The organism is Candidatus Polarisedimenticolia bacterium, assembly GCA_036001465.1.
Classification (GTDB): Bacteria; Acidobacteriota; Polarisedimenticolia; order Gp22-AA2; family Gp22-AA2; genus Gp22-AA3.
On sequence record DASYUH010000014.1, the window covers coordinates 63275 to 78384 of the forward strand.

The 15110-nt window shown below is 70.7% G+C and carries 12 protein-coding genes and 1 pseudogene; 6 read left to right on the forward strand and 7 right to left on the reverse strand.

The features are described 5' to 3' along the window. The first annotated feature begins 1 nt into the window (after nucleotide 1). Together VGV60_03585 and VGV60_03590 are read left to right on the forward strand one after the other, a co-directional pair. Nucleotides 2-3007: a tetratricopeptide repeat protein gene (locus VGV60_03585; GenBank protein HEV8700337.1), complete on the forward strand. Its 3006-nt coding sequence runs from the start codon at nucleotides 2-4 to the stop codon at nucleotides 3005-3007. 518 nt (nucleotides 3008-3525) lie between these two features. Beyond that, nucleotides 3526-4986, forward strand: a pseudogene (locus tag VGV60_03590) (CRTAC1 family protein). A gap of 76 nt (nucleotides 4987-5062) precedes the next feature. Here VGV60_03590 and VGV60_03595 read toward each other — a convergent pair. Beyond that, nucleotides 5063-6646, reverse strand: coding sequence for an HEXXH motif-containing putative peptide modification protein (locus tag VGV60_03595; protein ID HEV8700338.1), 1584 nt, complete (start codon nucleotides 6644-6646; stop codon nucleotides 5063-5065). 27 nt (nucleotides 6647-6673) lie between these two features. On the opposite strand from VGV60_03595, the gene VGV60_03600 reads away from it, so the two are divergent. Beyond that, entirely contained in the window at nucleotides 6674-7744 is a 1071-nt protein-coding gene (locus tag VGV60_03600; protein ID HEV8700339.1) for a tetratricopeptide repeat protein, read from the forward strand. An 18-nt stretch (nucleotides 7745-7762) separates the two neighbouring features. On the opposite strand, the gene VGV60_03605 is transcribed toward VGV60_03600, so the two are convergent. Next, entirely contained in the window at nucleotides 7763-8053 is a 291-nt protein-coding gene (locus VGV60_03605; GenBank protein ID HEV8700340.1) for a hypothetical protein, read from the reverse strand. A gap of 51 nt (nucleotides 8054-8104) precedes the next feature. Here VGV60_03605 and VGV60_03610 point away from each other — a divergent pair, with 51 nt between their 5' ends. Continuing rightward, nucleotides 8105-8431, forward strand: coding sequence for a hypothetical protein (locus VGV60_03610; GenBank protein HEV8700341.1), 327 nt, complete (start codon nucleotides 8105-8107; stop codon nucleotides 8429-8431). Here VGV60_03610 and VGV60_03615 read toward each other — a convergent pair. The 5 genes from VGV60_03615 to VGV60_03635 are packed head-to-tail and all read right to left on the reverse strand — an operon-like array spanning nucleotide 8424 to nucleotide 12397. After that, the gene (locus tag VGV60_03615; GenBank protein HEV8700342.1) at nucleotides 8424-9251 is read right to left on the reverse strand and encodes a thioredoxin family protein; all 828 of its coding nucleotides are present in this window, start codon (nucleotides 9249-9251) and stop codon (nucleotides 8424-8426) included. The genes VGV60_03610 and VGV60_03615 overlap by 8 nt on opposite strands. Then, entirely contained in the window at nucleotides 9248-10195 is a 948-nt protein-coding gene (locus VGV60_03620) for a DoxX family protein (GenBank protein ID HEV8700343.1), read from the reverse strand. The genes VGV60_03615 and VGV60_03620 overlap by 4 nt, the downstream gene beginning before the upstream one ends. Before the next feature lie 21 nt (nucleotides 10196-10216). Continuing rightward, nucleotides 10217-10564 (reverse strand): DUF190 domain-containing protein, encoded by a 348-nt coding sequence (locus VGV60_03625; GenBank protein ID HEV8700344.1) that lies wholly within the window; start codon nucleotides 10562-10564, stop codon nucleotides 10217-10219. Nucleotides 10565-10567: 3 nt separating this feature from the next. Then, entirely contained in the window at nucleotides 10568-10951 is a 384-nt protein-coding gene (gene crcB, locus VGV60_03630; GenBank protein HEV8700345.1) for a fluoride efflux transporter CrcB, read from the reverse strand. 18 nt (nucleotides 10952-10969) lie between these two features. Beyond that, the gene (locus VGV60_03635) at nucleotides 10970-12397 is read right to left on the reverse strand and encodes an FAD-binding protein (protein ID HEV8700346.1); all 1428 of its coding nucleotides are present in this window, start codon (nucleotides 12395-12397) and stop codon (nucleotides 10970-10972) included. 101 nt (nucleotides 12398-12498) lie between these two features. Here VGV60_03635 and VGV60_03640 point away from each other — a divergent pair, with 101 nt between their 5' ends. Beyond that, complete coding sequence (locus VGV60_03640) at nucleotides 12499-13401, forward strand: hypothetical protein (GenBank protein ID HEV8700347.1); 903 nt, start codon at nucleotides 12499-12501, stop codon at nucleotides 13399-13401. A 25-nt stretch (nucleotides 13402-13426) separates the two neighbouring features. After that, nucleotides 13427-14788, forward strand: coding sequence for a DUF393 domain-containing protein (locus VGV60_03645; GenBank protein HEV8700348.1), 1362 nt, complete (start codon nucleotides 13427-13429; stop codon nucleotides 14786-14788). Nucleotides 14789-15110 lie beyond the last annotated feature (322 nt).

The window sequence follows — 15110 nt, forward strand, 5'->3', positions numbered from 1 at the left end:
GATGCTGACGCTCGACGGGACGCGACGCGAAGGGGGCGCGAAGCCGCGCGGCAGCACGACGCTCATGCGCGCGCTCCTGGTGTTCCTGCTGGCCAACGCCGCGTACCTGGCCGCCTTCGACTCGGCGACCATCCTGTATCACGTGCAGGTCGTGGCGCACGTCGCGTTCGGTCTCCTCCTCGTCCTGACGCTCATCGGGCGCGGCCCGGCCGCCGTGCGGCGCAGCTGGGCACGATCCGAGAACACCTGGAGCCGGGCGGCGTTCGTGGCGGTCGCCGTCTCGTCCGTCGTGGCCATCGCCACGAGCCTGGTCCTGGCGGTCACGGGGACCGCGACGCCTTACCGGCCGATCCTGGCGGGCCACGTGGTCGCGGCGCTCCTGGCCTTCGTGGCGGGGATCGCCTGGCAGGCGGCGCGCGGCAATGCGCGGGGAGCGCGGCGCGTGGCGCTGGTCCTCCTGCTCGCCCTGGCGCTGCCGGCCGGCACGCGGGGCTCGCGCCGGCTCTTCCCGCAGTCCGCCGCGACCATCGTCAACCCCACTACGCCGCCTTTGACGCCGTTCGAGGAGGGGGGAGGCCGGAACGGACCGTTCTTCCCCTCCTCGGTGACCACGGTCGGGAACCGCCTGATCCCGCACGATTTCTTCCTGGAGTCGAAATCCTGCGGCAACACGGGGTGCCATCCGGACATCACCGCGCAGTGGGAGTCCTCGATGCACCATTTCTCGTCCTTCAACAACCAGTGGTACCGCAAATCGATTGAATACATGCAGGAAGTCGTGGGGACTGGGCCCTCCAAGTGGTGCGGCGGCTGCCATGACCAGGCGGTGCTTTTGACCGGGCGGATGGATCGGCCGATCGTGGAGCAGATCGACACGCCGCAGGCGCAGGCGGGAATCGGCTGCCTGGTCTGCCACTCGATCGTCGCGGTGAAGGACACCATGGGCCAGGGGGGCTACGTCCTGGAGTATCCCGAGATGCACCGGCTGGTGGCGAGCGGGAATCCTCTCATGCACCGGCTGCACGACTACATGACGCGCCTCGACCCCGGCCCGCACAAGGCGACGATGCTGAAGCCGTTCCACCGCGAGAGCCGCGCCGAGTTCTGCTCCTCCTGCCACAAGGTGCACCTGGACGTCCCGGTGAACCACTACCGCTGGTTCCGCGGGTTCAACGAATACGACGCCTGGCAGGGGAGCGGCGTGTCGCACCAGGGGGCGCGCGCCTTCTACTACCCGGAGAAGGCCAAGGACTGCGGCGACTGCCACATGCCGCTCGTCCGGTCCGCCGATCAGGGGAACCGCGGCGGGTTCGTGCACTCGCACCGCTTCCCCGGGGCGAACACCGCCGTGCCGTTCGCCAACCGCGACGAGGTCCAGCTCAAGACGACGCGCGATTTCCTGACCGCCGGAATCCTGACCGTCGACGTCTTCGCCGCGAGCGAGGCGGCGCCGGCCGCGCGCGGCCCCGCGGGAGACCATGGGGCCTCGGGCCGACCGGAGGCGCCGATGGGAGGCGCCGCCCCCTCCGGTGAGGAGGCCCAGCCCACGGCCCTGACGATGTTCCCCGATCTGCCGGACTCCGGGGACGGATCGTCGCGGGCCGCCCCGGCCCGCGGCCGCCCGTCGCGGGGCGAAGCCGCCGAGCCGCCGCTGGTCGCCCCCCTGGATCGCGCCGACCCCTTCCTGCGGGCCGGGCGGACGTACCGGGTGGACGTGGTGGCGCGCACCCGCAACATCGGGCATTTCTTCCCGGGCGGGACGGTGGACGCGTTCGACGTCTGGCTCGAGCTGAAGGCCGAGGACGCGGACGGCCGCGTCATCTACTGGAGCGGCTTCGTCGAGGACGGCGGCACGGGCCCGGTCGAGGCCGGGGCCCACCGCTACCGGTCGCTGCAGATCGACGCCCACGGGAACGAGATCAACAAGCGCAACGCCTGGGCCACCCGCGCCCTGGTCTATGCGCGCCTGATCCCCCCGGGCTCCGCCGACGTCGGGCGCTTCCGGGTCGCCATCCCGCGCGGGGCGCGGGGCGCGGTCACCTTCACGGCGCGCATGAACTACAGGAAGTTTCACTGGTACAACACCCATTTCTCGTTCGCCGGAGCGAGCGACACGGGGGCGGCGCCGGGCGCCCTGTCCCCCGACTTCGACGATCGCGCGGTCTCGTTCACCGGCGACACGTCGCGGGTCTCGGGGCGGATCAAGGCGGTGCCGGACCTGCCGATCGTGGTGGTGGCCGAGGACAAGGTCGTCCTGCCCCTCCTCACGGACACCGGGCCGGAGCCGGGCAAAAGGCCGGCCGGGGTCCCGGCCCCCCTGCCCGTCGATCGCGAGCGCTGGAACGACTACGGGATCGGCATGCTCCTGCAGGGAGATCTCAAGGGGGCGAAGCGGGCGTTCGAGCGTGTGATGGCGATCGATCCGCAGTATGCCGACGGGTTCGTCAACGCGGGGCGCGTGCTGGTGCAGGAGGGGGACCACGAAGCGGCGGTGCCGCTCCTGGAGAAGGCGCTGGCCGGGAAGCCCGATCTCGCCAGCGCGCATTATTTCCTCGCCCTGGCGCTCAAGGCCCGCGGCCGGTACGATGAGGCTCTCGGTCACCTGCGCGCCGCCGCCGCCCGCTTCCCGCGCGATCGGGTGGTGCGCAATCAGATCGGCCGCATCCTCTTCCTGCAGCGGCGCCACGAGGAGGCGATCGCCGAGTTCGAGAGCGCGCTGCGCGTCGATCCGGAGGACCTGACGGCCCATTACAATCTGATGCTGTGCTACCGGGCCCTGGGCCGGGTCGAAGAGGAGAGGCGCGAGGAGGTCCTCTACACGCGCTTCAAGGCGGACGAGTCGGCGCAGGCGATCACCGGCGCGTACCGCCGGCTGAACGCGGAGCAGAACCTGGAGCGACAGCCGATCCACGAGCACGCGAACCGCTACACTCCGGCGAAGCTGCCGCGCGCCGATCGTGCCGCGGGCTCCGGTCCGGCCGGGACCGGCAGGACGGGGGCTCGATGATCCGAGAATCCTCCAGGAGCCTGTCCGAGTATTGGGCCGGGTCGCGTTCCGGACGCCGTGGGGCCGGATGCGAGGCGCCGCGACGACGTCCGATGCCGGAGCATCGAGGAGGCGCGGCAACGAAGCAGACGGCCCCACGCCGCCGGAACCCGGAGGGCGCACGGGGATTGCGGCCGCAGACCGCGTCGCTCGTCGTCGGCGATGGATCCGCATCGCTCTCCTCCTCGCTCCTTGTCTGCGATCCGCAAGCCCCATGCGCGCGGCCCGGCCGAATACTCGGACCGGCTCCTAGGCCCTCTTTCCCGCAGCGCGCCGCCATCCCCCTCGTCGTCCTGCTCGTCGGCGGGCTCGCCACCGGCACCGGCTGCGGGCACCAGGACGGGCCGCGCGTGTCCGCGCCGGCCACGACCCCCGCGCCGGCCGGGAGGGAGGTTGTGTTCACCGACGTGACGCAGGCGGCCGGAATCGGATTCGTCCACAACAGCGGCGCGTTCGGCAGGAAATACCTGCCCGAGACCATGGGATCGGGCCTGGCCTTCCTCGACTACGACGGCGACGGCCGCCAGGACCTGTTCTTCGTGAACGGCGCCGACTGGCCGGAGAAACGGCGCCGGACGACCACGCAGGCCCTGTATCGGAATCGCGGCGACGGCACGTTCGAGGAGGTGACACGCAAGGCCGGTCTCGCGGTCGAGATGTACGGAATCGGGGTGGCGGCGGCCGATTTCGACAACGACGGCGACGTCGATCTGTTCATCAATGCGCTCGGCCCCGACCGCCTGTTCCGCAACCGGGGGGACGGGACGTTCGAGGACGTGACCCAGAGGGCGGGCGTGTCCGACCCGGCGTTCGGATCGAGCGCCGCCTGGCTCGACTACGACCGCGACGGCCGGCTGGACCTGTTCGTCTGCAATTACGTGCAGTGGTCGCCGAAGGAGGACATCTTCTGCACCCTCGACGGCGTCGGCAAGTCGTACTGCACTCCCGAATCGTACCGGGGGGCGACCAACCGCCTGTTCCGCAACCGCGGGGACGGCACGTTCGAAGACGTGACGCGGCGGACCGGCGTGTTCGATCCGACGGGGAAATCGCTCGGAGTGGTCGCCTTCGACTACGACGGCGACGGCCTCCCGGACCTGGCGGTCGCCAACGACACGCAGCCCAACTTCCTGTATCGCAACCGCGGGGACGGCACGTTCGCCGAGACCGGCCGCACCGCCGGGATCGCCTTCAGCGAGGAGGGGAAGGCGCGCGGCGCCATGGGAATCGACGCCGCCGATTACGACGGCTCGGGACGTGAAAGCCTGGTGATCGGGAATTTCTCCAACGAGATGCTGGCCCTGTACCACAACGAGGGGAGGGGCCTGTTCATCGACGACGCGGCGATGGCGGGGATCGGCCAGCCGAGCCTCCTGACGCTCGCCTTCGGCTGCTTCTTCTTCGACTTCGACCTCGACGGCCTCCTCGACCTCTTCGTGGCCAACGGACACGTCGAAAACGACATCAACCGGGTGCAGCCGTCGGTCACCTACGCCGAGCCGCCGCACCTGTTCCGCGGAGTCGGAGGCGGACGATTCGAGCAGGCCGACGCGCGGGCGGGGCCCGACTTCAAGCGCCCGATCGTGGGGCGCGGCGCCGCCTACGCCGACTACGACGGCGACGGCGACCTGGACATCGCGGTCTCGACCAACAACGGCCCGGCCCTCCTTCTGCGCAACGACGGCGGCAACGCCGGCCCCTGGCTGCGGCTCCGCCTCGTCGGCAAGAAATCGAATCGCGACGGCATCGGCGCCGTCGTGCGCCTGCGCGCCGGCGGGATCGGCGGCCAGCGCACGGTGCGCTCGGCGGCGTCGTACGCGTCGCAGAGCGAGCTGCCCCTGACCTTCGGGCTCGGCTCCGTCCGGGGAGGTGACCCCCTCGCCGCCGACCTGCAGGTGACGTGGCCGGACGGCGCGGTGCAGTCCGTCACCGGGCTCGCGGCTGGCCGCCTGCACGTCATCGAAGAGCCCCCCCTCCCGGCCGCTAGCTCGGACACACTTCCAGGCAGCCCGGGCTTCACCTCGACTCGCGCCGCACGTTCCGATACACCCGAGTCATCTGCCGGACCAGGCGCACCCCCGCCGGCGTCAGGAGCCCCTCCGCGGAGGAGCGCCGCAGATCGCAGAGAGCCCGGCCGACCATGCCGATTTCACGGCGCAGCTCGCGGCGAGCGAGGCGGGGGCCGGAGCGGCCCAGATCGGCCGCCAGGAGGCGGGGATGGTCGCGGGAGGCGCGCAGGATACGGCGGAACAGGCCGGCTCGGAACAGAAACGTGTAGGCGCCGTGCAGGATCCCGCGCAGGGGACGGCGCGTGCCGCGCCAGGGGGAATCGAACGCCTGCACCTCCCGGGTGTCCGCCCCCGGCCGCAGGAGGCGGGAGGCCTCCTCCATGTCGTGCAGCCGGTGGTGGCTGTTCTCGTGCAGCAGATCGTCGGCCAGATCGACGAGCGACTTGCCGGCCACGTGGATGAACGATACCCCGGGCCGGGCGGCGAGCGACCAGCTCACCGTGCCCGGCTCGTGGATCGGCACGACCATCCGGGTGCGCAGGATGATCTCGCGGTGCGCCTCCGGCCAGGCGATCTGGATGATGCGGAGGGCGCGCGCCAGGCGGCGGGCGAGGCCCGGCACCTGCCGCCTCACCCGGAGGCGCCGCGGCCGGGACTCGACCAGGGGGGCGAGAAGGATGGACGTGCCCGGAATCGTCTCGCGGCGGATCAGGCGCGCTCCGGGAGCGCGCGGGCCGTGGCGGGGCGCTCCTGCGCGCCCGCTCCCTTCCGTGGCGAGGTCGGGTACCGTGAGCCTGGAGCCGGCCGCCGGGAACACCGCGACGGTACCTCCCGCGGTCCGCACCGCCAGGGCCCCCCTGCGAAGCGCCGCCGCCACGTGCGGCCCCTCTCCTGAGCCACCCGCCGCGATGGAGGCGATGCCGAGCGGGCCGGCGGGGGCCGACAGCGATCCGAGGTCGATCCGGTGCGCCGGACGCCCCTGCTCGGCGTCCTCGCGGAATCGAAGCGACACCTCGAGGACCCGGGGAGACGGGTACGCCATGCGCAGGCCCAGGACGAAGGCCGACAGATCGTCGAGCGCCGTCTCGAGGCGCCGCCGCGCGAAGGCGAGCGAACGGCCGGGAAACCCCGCATCGAGGCGGCCGTCCGGCACGAGGGTCGTGAGGTGTTCGGTGCGTGCGATTTGATCGAACAGGCGCGCCAGGCGCCGCTCGCGAGGACCGCGCCGCCCGGTTCCCGGGATCGTCGCGGCCAGGCGGCCGACCTCCAGCCAGATCTCCGCCTCGGCCAGGAATCCACGGACGTCCGGACCGAGCAGGACAGGCAGCCGGGCCGCCGGGGGGAGCGCGACCAGTGTCGAGAAGAGGGCGTCGAGCAGCGGCGCAGCGCGTGGGTGGGGCCTCGCGCGCGGCCGCGCCAGCAGGGCCCGGCTCACCCGCCGAAGACGCGATGTGGTCCGGCGGACGAGGCGGGCCGACAGGGCGCCTCTCCTGCCCAGGGGCTCATCCCAATGCCGGCTGGCGATGCCGATCGGACCCCCCTCCTCGCCCGAAGACCCGGACAGGCTCCTCGGGAGCTCATTCTCGTCCAAATTGAAAATGCCCTACAATAGCCGGCCATGATGCGCGTTCGCCTCCGCAACCCGAAAGTCGCGGTCACTCTCCCGGCAGCCCTTCTGTACGTCTCGCTGGCCCGGGCGCAGGGGTTCGGCGGCACGGTGCTGGACCATCTGGTGCGGGGCGACAGCCTGCTGGCGCAGGGAAGGGGGAGCGAGGCGATCGCCCAGTTCCAGGAGGCGCGCACGCTCTGTCCGACGGATCCGGAGATCGTCGCGGCGCTGCAGGGCGAGGCGCGGGGGAGGCTCCTCCAGAACGAATGGCTGCCGGCGGTGGGGCTGCTCGAGGAGGCGGCGACCCGTTTCCCCGAGGACCCGCGCACCTCGAACCTGCTGTACCAGGCGGGGTTCGCCGCGCAGCGCGCCGGCGAGATCGATCGGTCCATCGACCTGTACCGCAAGGCCCTCGAGAAGAACCCGACACCGGACATCCTGCCGCCCCTGAAGTTCCAGCTGGCGCAGGCGATGCGCATGCGGGCCCGTCCGGGAGACGCGATCGAGGTCCTGAAGACCTTCGAGAAGGACTATCCGGAGAGCAATCTGCTGCCGAACGTCCTGTACACCCTTGCCATCGCCACCCATGACAAGGGGACGGGGGACGGGGATGCCGCGCTGCTCCGGGAATCGGCGGCGATCTACGGCAGGCTGATCGAGCGCTTCCCCGGCAGGCCGGCGGCGAACGAGGCGCACTTCGAGATGGGCCTGGTCCTCTCCGAGCTGGGCCGGAAGTCCGAGGCGGCCGACTATTTTTCGAAGTACGTGACCCTGAACCCTGGATCGCCGGTGGCGGCGACGGCCCTCGAACGGGTCGCCGACCGGGAGCTCCTACGGTCACCGAAGCAGAGCGCGCAGTCCTACGCCCTGGCCCTGGTCAAGGCGAAGTCCAACCCGAAGCCGACCGATCCGGCCTTCGGTCTGAGCCGCTGGCTGCCGTTGAAGCAGACAGTCGCCGATCTCCTGTCGCGAGTCTGGATGGTGGCGCTCCTGGGAGTGGTGATCCTGGCGGCCGTCCTTCTGACGGGACGCCTGGTCCTGAGACGGTTCAGGAGGACCTCGCATCCCGTCGGGGCGTAGGAATCCGGGCGGGCGCCGTCAGTCGGCGTCGAAGGGACGAGGAGGAGGGTCCTTCGACTCGGCCGCCTTCTTGCGGGCCTCCTGGAATTTCTTCTCCAGGATCTCCTCGCGGTTGCGCGACTCTTCCATGGCGCGGGCGAGCTTGTTCTCCGCCTCCTCGCGCTGCGCCTTGACGTGGCCCATGGCCTCGTCGAGCGACTGGTGCACGCGCTTCTGGCGGCGCTCCTCCAGCAGGATCGCGCCGGTGCCCGGATCGATGGTCAGGAGGGTGTCGCAGCAGGGACAGACGACCTTGAGGGACGTGGGCATGGTGCGGCGCACCTTCGAATGATGGGGGGATTATAGCGTGAAGGGGGCCTCATGAGTCACGACAAGCCGAAGAGCGCGTACGAGCTCACCCTCGAGAAGCTGAAACGGCAGGATCGCGAGCGCGGCGAGGCCGCCCCCGCCGCCCTCTCGGAGGCGCAGAAGAAATCGATCGCCGCCATCCGAAACGTCGCTCAGGCCAGGCTGGCCGAGCGCGAAATCCTGTATCGCTCCGAGCGTCTGAAGGTCCAGGCCGATCCGGAAGGGGCCGCCAAGCTGGAACAAATCGAAGCGGAGTACGCCACGGACAGGCGCAGGATTGAAGAGGAACGGGACCGGCAGATCGACAAGGCGCGTACCGGGCGAAGGCGGGCTACTTGACCGCCTCGAAGATGTCGGCCAGCTCCAGCTCGGGGGTCGCGCCCGGCTGCGCTCCCATCCGGGTGATCTCCCGTCCGTCGATCTTGACGATGATGGTCGGGATGCTGTTGATGTTTCGCCCCTGCCACGGCCCGGCCGCCGTGGAGAATCCCTTCGGCACGCCATAGAGGTTCAGCTTGAGGTTGGGGTTCTTCACCTCCGACATGACGCGCAGGAACTTCGGCATGTGCTCCTTGCAGTGCGAGCACCAGGTGGCGAAGAAGGCGTCGATCTGCACCTTCTTGCCGTACTTGTTGATCCGCGTGATGGCAGCGGCGTTGGGCGAATAGAGCTTCATTCCCTCCCGGTATTCGGGCCGATCGGAGACCAGCGCCTCCATCTCGACGGGACCGACGATCGGCGGGCGCATCAGGCAAGGAAGGATGCGGACCTTCTTGTCTTCGGCCTCGAACTGGATGATCGGGCCGTCGATCGAGAAGGCATAGGCCGGGGCGCCGTCCGGGGCGCCATCCGGGACTTCCACGCCGCCGTTCGTGGGCTTCACCCGGTCCCGCGGGACCGCCTGGACCTTCTTGGCGGTGAGGTCCATGAGCAGGCCCGCCTTGCAGGCCGGGACGTCGATGAAGAACTTTCCGCGCGCGTCCGACTGGTAGAACGTGGCCTCTTTCGGATAGCTCCCCTCCACCTCGACCGCGAAGTCGTAGTTCGGCCGGCAGGTGATCGACTGGGCCACGGACGGCGAGGCCGGGAGAAGGGCCAGGACCGCCAGGGCAGCCGGGAAAAGGGTGCTTCGCTGCGGGGTAGCGGGTTTCGGAGTCATGAGGCCTCTGATGATAGCAGGTCTTCGGCCGCCGGGGGAGCGCCGTCGAAAATGGCCGCCACCCGGCCCTCCTCGAGCAGGAAGAAACGGGGCAGACGGCGGTACAGGGGCTTCAGGACCGCCCGGTCCACGTTTTTCGTATCGAAGGCCGGTGCGGCCGACCAGAGGAAGGCGGCCTTCTCCTCCTCGGTGCCGGGTGTGAGAGCCAGGACGGGGGGGGCGCCCGGCCGGGAGACGATCTGGTTCAGGACGGTGGCGGTCTCGACGGCCCCCGGGTCGGTGACGTCGATGAGGGCGACGAGGTGGCGCCCCTCCGACAGCTGGGGCGCCTTCTCGAGGAGGGACAGGTCGCTCACGCTCCGGCCGACCGCCAGACGGGTGACGTACGGGTCGATCGGCAGGGAGGGGGACGCCAGGACGAAGGCGGCCGCCAGGGCGAGGCTCCCGAGAAGGACCGCCCCTCCCCGCCGCACCGGCATCCCGCGCCAACCCGCAAGCCCCCAGAGGGCCAGGACCGCCATCCCGGCGAACAGCAGGTCCTCGGCGATCACCTGCCCCGGGGTGCGCTGCACGTAGGCCCCGAAACAGCCGCACGACTCCGTCCTGCCGATCGAAAGGCCATACGTCTCGATGGCGATGAAGACGGCGAGGAGCGCCATCGCGCCCAGGCCGGCGAGGCGCGGCCGCACGCCTGCAATGAGCGCGACGCCGAGGACGATTTCAAGGACGATCAGGATCGGCGCCGCCTGCGCCGACAGGCGCGCCCCGAGAATCCCGTAGCCCTGGATCTGGTGGGCGAACTCGGCCGGATCCAGGGCCTTCAGCGTCCCCGCGACGAGGAAAATGAGACCGAGCGTCACGCGCCCGACGTGGCCTGCGGCCCGGCGCCAGGGTGGGATGCGGGCTCCGTTCGCCGTGGCCGGGGCCTGGGTCGCTTCTGCCATCACGTTCCCTCGGGGCGCCTCTCAGACTTTGTGGGGCTCCCCGCTACGGTACAGCCGGATCTGCACTTTTTCCAGCGTCGCCAGGCCTTCCGGAATGGATGCGTCGATCACCGGCAGGAACGCCTCGATCTTCTCCTTCGAGTCGACGATCTCGATGACGATCGGCAAGTCCTCGGAGAGCCGAAGGATCTTGGCCGTGTGCAGGCGGCTGTGGGCGCCGAAGCCCTCCACCCCCCGCAGAACCGTGGCCCCGGCCAGGCCGCGCTCGCGCGCCTGGCGGACGATCCACTCATAGAGCGGCACGCCGCCGTGCCGGTCGCTCTCACCCACGAAAATCCTCAGAAGATGCCCTTCCTCGGGAAGCATCATCGTCTACCCCCAGATCAGCCGCACCGCGGCGCTGCCCGCCCAGACGGTCCCCAGGCCGACGACCACCTGGATCAGGACGTTGGCCATGGCCGCGAGCATCTCCCCTCCCCGCAGCAGCTGGAACGTCTCGTAGCCGAAGGACGAAAAAGTGGTATAGCCGCCCAGGACGCCGATCAACAGAAAGACACGCGCCTCGGGCGACAGGACGCCGCGAGCCTCGGAAAGGGCCGACAGGATCCCGATCGCCAGGCAGCCGGTGACGTTCACGAACAGGGTGCCGTAGGGAAGGACCGAGCCTGCCGCCAGCCGGTGCACGGCCCCGCCGGCCAGGTACCTGGCGATCGACCCAAGGAAGCCCCCAAAGCCGACTAGAAGTGTCTTGGTCATGCGGCTCCCGGACCCCCCCTAAGGGCCGTAGTCGATGAACCCCGGGTTCAGGATGCCCGCGGGATCGTAGGTCTTCTTCAGGCGGCAGACCTCATCCCAGCGCGCGCCGAAGTGCTGCTTCCAGCGGGCGCGGTCGAACTCGATGAAGCCGGAGAGGTATCGGCTGGCGCCGACCGCCATGCTCAAGTCCGACATCATATTGAGCCGCTGCCGCGCCTGCGGCAACAGATCGGGAGGGACGCCCGGGAGGATGCCGAAGCCCATGACCAGCGGGGTCTGCGGGTGCATGAACAGCGGCACGCGCGACGACGTCCCCCGGCACGGCCAGAGCAGGACGTGCCCCCCTCCGAGGGCGGTCGGCGGCAGGTTCGCGAGCACCTGGGAGATGAACGGCTGGGCGGCCCCCCATGGCAGGATCGTCTCCGTCCAGGGGTGCGCCAGGGCCCAGTTGCCGATCCGTTTCCAGATGGCGAAGAGGGGCTCCATGCGGGCGGCGAAGAGGAGCGTGTCCTGGTCCTCGACATGCGTCCGCCTGTAGGGGGCGAGGCCCTGCAGGACGCGGGCGTCGTCGGGCGGGCCGCCCGGGTCGAGCTCGATCGTCAGGTGCAGGGGATAGAACCAGGCGGCGAACGCCTCCTTCCCCATGGCGCCCATGCGAAACCCCTGCGGGCAGGGAACGCAGGTCGATTCGATGTAGTCGAACCGGTCCTGCTCGATGGCCAGCTGCGCGTCCCGCATGACGGCGCCCAGGTCGTCGTACAGCAGGAAATACGTGCGGGTCCGCGGCCGGCAGCGGCGCAGCGTGACGCGCGCCCGGGTGATCACGCCGAACTGGCCGAGAGTCGAGCGCACGGCGTCGAACACCTCGCGGTTCTGGCTCTCGGAGCAGGTGACGACGTCTCCCGCGCCGGTCACGACCTCCAGCTCGAGGGCCTGGTCCCCCTGCGCGCCGTGCCGGAACGAGGCGACGCCCAGCCCGGCCACGGAGATCGTCCCGCCGAGCGTGACGCCAAGATTGTTCGTGAGGACGGGCGGCACGAGCCCCTGCGGGATCGTCTGCCGCACCAGGGTGTCCCACTTCACGCCGGCCTGGCAGTCGGCCCATGGTCCCTGAGGGTCGATCACCAGGATGCGATCGAGGGAGGTGACGTCGAGGAGGATGCCCCCGTCCGTCAGCGCCTGGCCGCTCTGAGTGTGCGCCTCGGCGCGCGTCGCGACCGGAACGGAGTTCCTGCGGGCGTACCCGATGACCGCCGCCACGTCGGCGGTCGAGGCCGGACGCACCACGACGCCGGGCAGGCGCGTGACCATCCTGCCGAAATCGCCGCTGCGATCGGCGCGCGAGCCCTGGTCGTCCAGGACCTGCCCGGACACGATCCCCCTGAGGTCGCGCGCCAGGTTGCCTGCCATCATGCCGTCCACGGTGAGGCGGTCAAGGCCGGCCATGATACGGGATCGGCGGTGGTCCTTCAACTATGCTCCTCACGCGACTTTCCGGGACGGAGCCCTGGTGTAAACTGGAACGCCTCAACGGAGAGATCGGCGCGATGAACGGGAGATTGGCGCGAGGGTTCGTCACGGCGGCCTGCTGCCTGATCGCGGCGGCCGTTCCGGGACGGCCGCAGGACGATCAGCCGTCGGACGAGAGCCTGCGCTTCCTGCAGGAACGGGGCCGGACGATCGCCCTGTACCTCGATGCCGTCGAACGGGGGGCCGAGCGCTTCCGGCGGCAGAGCGGGCAGTCGAAGCCACCCGATCGGACCCTCGCGATCGTCGATCGGGACGGGTGGCGCGTGCTCTTCCTGAGGGACCTAGCCCTCGACGCGGCTCCGACCGGGCCGAAGAAAGGATTCCTGCTCATGGCGGAGACCTCCTTCAGCCCGGATGCGCGCGATGTGGGCGATTTGCGGGTGATGCTGCCTCCTCACGCCGCCCTGGCGAGCGTGCAGTCGTATGCGCGCGCCCTGGGGGAGGCCGAAACCGCCGCCGCGGCGCGTCCGGACGCGGGACTCCCCCTGGAGGAAGCGGTCGTGAGGGAGAAGGACGGCACGTTCACCATCTATCTCACCTCGCACGCCAGGGACAAGGACGAGCCGGCGACCGGGGAGGGGGCTCCGAAGAGCGTGCGCTTCGGGCGCGACTTCCTCGTGCGGGTGGCCGCGAGCGGCCGCCAGGTGGTTTCGATCGAGCCCCTGCACTCGGAGGCCGCCAACGTGTCGCTCGCGCCGCGCGCGGCCGGACAGCCGACACTGCACACGCACGAGAAGGGGGATCTTCCGACCCCGACCGACGTGGCGCAGATCCTGCGCAACCCGGCGCTGGCTCCCCACCTCGTACTGACCCCCCGCTCGATGTTCCGCATCGACGCGGAAGGGGGGGTGACCTGGCTCGGCGCCAACCCGGTCCCTGCGGCGCCGAAGCCCGGGGCGGCCGGGGGAGGGTCGCCGTGAGCGGAGCGCCCGCAGGGGGAGCGTCGTGAGCCCGGCCCCGGCGGGGCGCTACGTCGCCCTGTACGACGGCGACTGCGGGTTCTGCACCCGCTGGCGCGATCGGATGGTCGCCCGGGATTCCGGAGGCATCATCGAGTGGCTGTCGGTGCACGAGCCCGCGGTCGCCGCCCGCTTTCCCGGGCTCGATCGCGAGGACGCCCTCAGGCAGATGTACGTCGTGGCGCCGGACGGATCGCTGCACAAGGGGGCGGAGGGCTGGCGGGAGCTCTTCCGCGTCCTGGACGGCCTTTCGTGGGTGGCGGCCCTGTACCGGATCCCCGGCGTGCCGTTCGTGATGGACCGAGCCTACCGCTTCATCGCCGCGCGGCGCTATCGCCTGTCCTGCACAGGCGCCGCCTGCCGGCGTCCGGGGGGACAAGGCGTCGGCGGCCGCGCCGGTGGGGCTGGCGGGCGGCCGGGCGGCGGAGGGAGCCGGGCCGCATCCGCCCTCGTCCCGCTCCTGGGCATTCTCGGCGCGTCGATGCTCTCGGGGTGCGGAGAGAGGGAGCCGGATCCCGTGAGGTCGCGCCTGCAGGCGATCGCCGATCCGGAGGGGGGCGCGGTCGTCGCCGCGATGCTCGAGGCGTACGGCCCCTACGGGACGTGGAGGGGGCACCACAACGTCGAGTACACCTACCGCCTGCGGTTGCGTGGCGGCGGGGAGGACGCTCAGATCGAGTCGCTCCAGATGCACCGGCTCGATCTGGGCCCCGGGGCCCGCTCGTTCGCGCAGGATCTCCATGGAGAGGCGCCGCAGATTGTGCGGGTCGCTGGCGACCGGCTGGATGTCTCGCGCGCCGGGGTCCCCGTGACCGACCCGGCCCAGCTGGAGTTTCCGCGGGCCTTCATCCGGATCGCCCGCTGGTCGTTCCTGCTCCCCTGGAGCCTGCTCGACCAGGCATCGAGCCTGGAGTACCGGGGCGAGCGCACCCCGCCGACCGCCAGCCGCGTGCCGTCCGACGCCTGCGACGTCGTGCGCCAGACCTTCGATCCGAAGGACGCCGTGCGCCGGAACGACTGGAACGACTTCTACATCAGCCGCGTGAACCACTTGATCGATCGCGTCCACTCCTACCGCGCCGAGGACAAGTCCTACCGGGTCGTGCTGTGGTCGGACCATCGCACGGCCGGCGGCGTGCGGGTGGCCACGCGCCGCGAGACGCACCTCTCCGACGTGTCCGGGGAACTCGGGCCGATCGAGGCGGTGGTCGAGTACTCGGATGTGCGCTTCGACGCCCCGTTCGGCGATGAGATCTGGAGCGACATGCCCGAGGCCTCGCCGACCCCGGAGGCGGTGCTGCCCACGGCGGCGGGGCGACTCGAGGCGCCTCCTCCGCCCGAGCGCTGAGACATCCTCGACATCGAGTTGCGGGCCAGGGCGGGCTGCGGGGGCGTGGCTCATGCTCGCTCGCGAAGGACGTTCTGAGCCCATCCACAACGCGTGGCGCGGCTCGAAATCGCCACGCCCCCGCAGCCCGCCCTGGCCCGCGACGCACCGCCGGGAATTTCTCGGCGCTCGGTGCCCGGAGGCTCATCGCGTCGCCCCGCCGCGTCTACGTTCTCGCCGGTGGAGATCGCGAATTTGTTTGGGCAACAGGACAGTCCACCGGCGGAGTCGCAGAAAGAGGTCTGCCTGGCCGCAGGTGGCGGGGGGCAGCGCGTCGCGGCTC

Coding starts and splice junctions, on each gene's coding strand:
- VGV60_03640 (HEV8700347.1), top strand. CDS start 12,499: ATGAACGGGAGATTGGCGCGAGGGTTCGTCACGGCGGCCTGCTGCCTG.
- VGV60_03615 (HEV8700342.1), bottom strand. CDS start 9,251: ATGACTCCGAAACCCGCTACCCCGCAGCGAAGCACCCTTTTCCCGGCT.
- VGV60_03585 (HEV8700337.1), top strand. CDS start 2: ATGCTGACGCTCGACGGGACGCGACGCGAAGGGGGCGCGAAGCCGCGC.
- VGV60_03610 (HEV8700341.1), top strand. CDS start 8,105: ATGAGTCACGACAAGCCGAAGAGCGCGTACGAGCTCACCCTCGAGAAG.
- VGV60_03605 (HEV8700340.1), bottom strand. CDS start 8,053: ATGCCCACGTCCCTCAAGGTCGTCTGTCCCTGCTGCGACACCCTCCTG.
- VGV60_03625 (HEV8700344.1), bottom strand. CDS start 10,564: ATGATGCTTCCCGAGGAAGGGCATCTTCTGAGGATTTTCGTGGGTGAG.
- crcB (HEV8700345.1), bottom strand. CDS start 10,951: ATGACCAAGACACTTCTAGTCGGCTTTGGGGGCTTCCTTGGGTCGATC.
- VGV60_03635 (HEV8700346.1), bottom strand. CDS start 12,397: ATGGCCGGCCTTGACCGCCTCACCGTGGACGGCATGATGGCAGGCAAC.
- VGV60_03620 (HEV8700343.1), bottom strand. CDS start 10,195: ATGGCAGAAGCGACCCAGGCCCCGGCCACGGCGAACGGAGCCCGCATC.
- VGV60_03600 (HEV8700339.1), top strand. CDS start 6,674: ATGATGCGCGTTCGCCTCCGCAACCCGAAAGTCGCGGTCACTCTCCCG.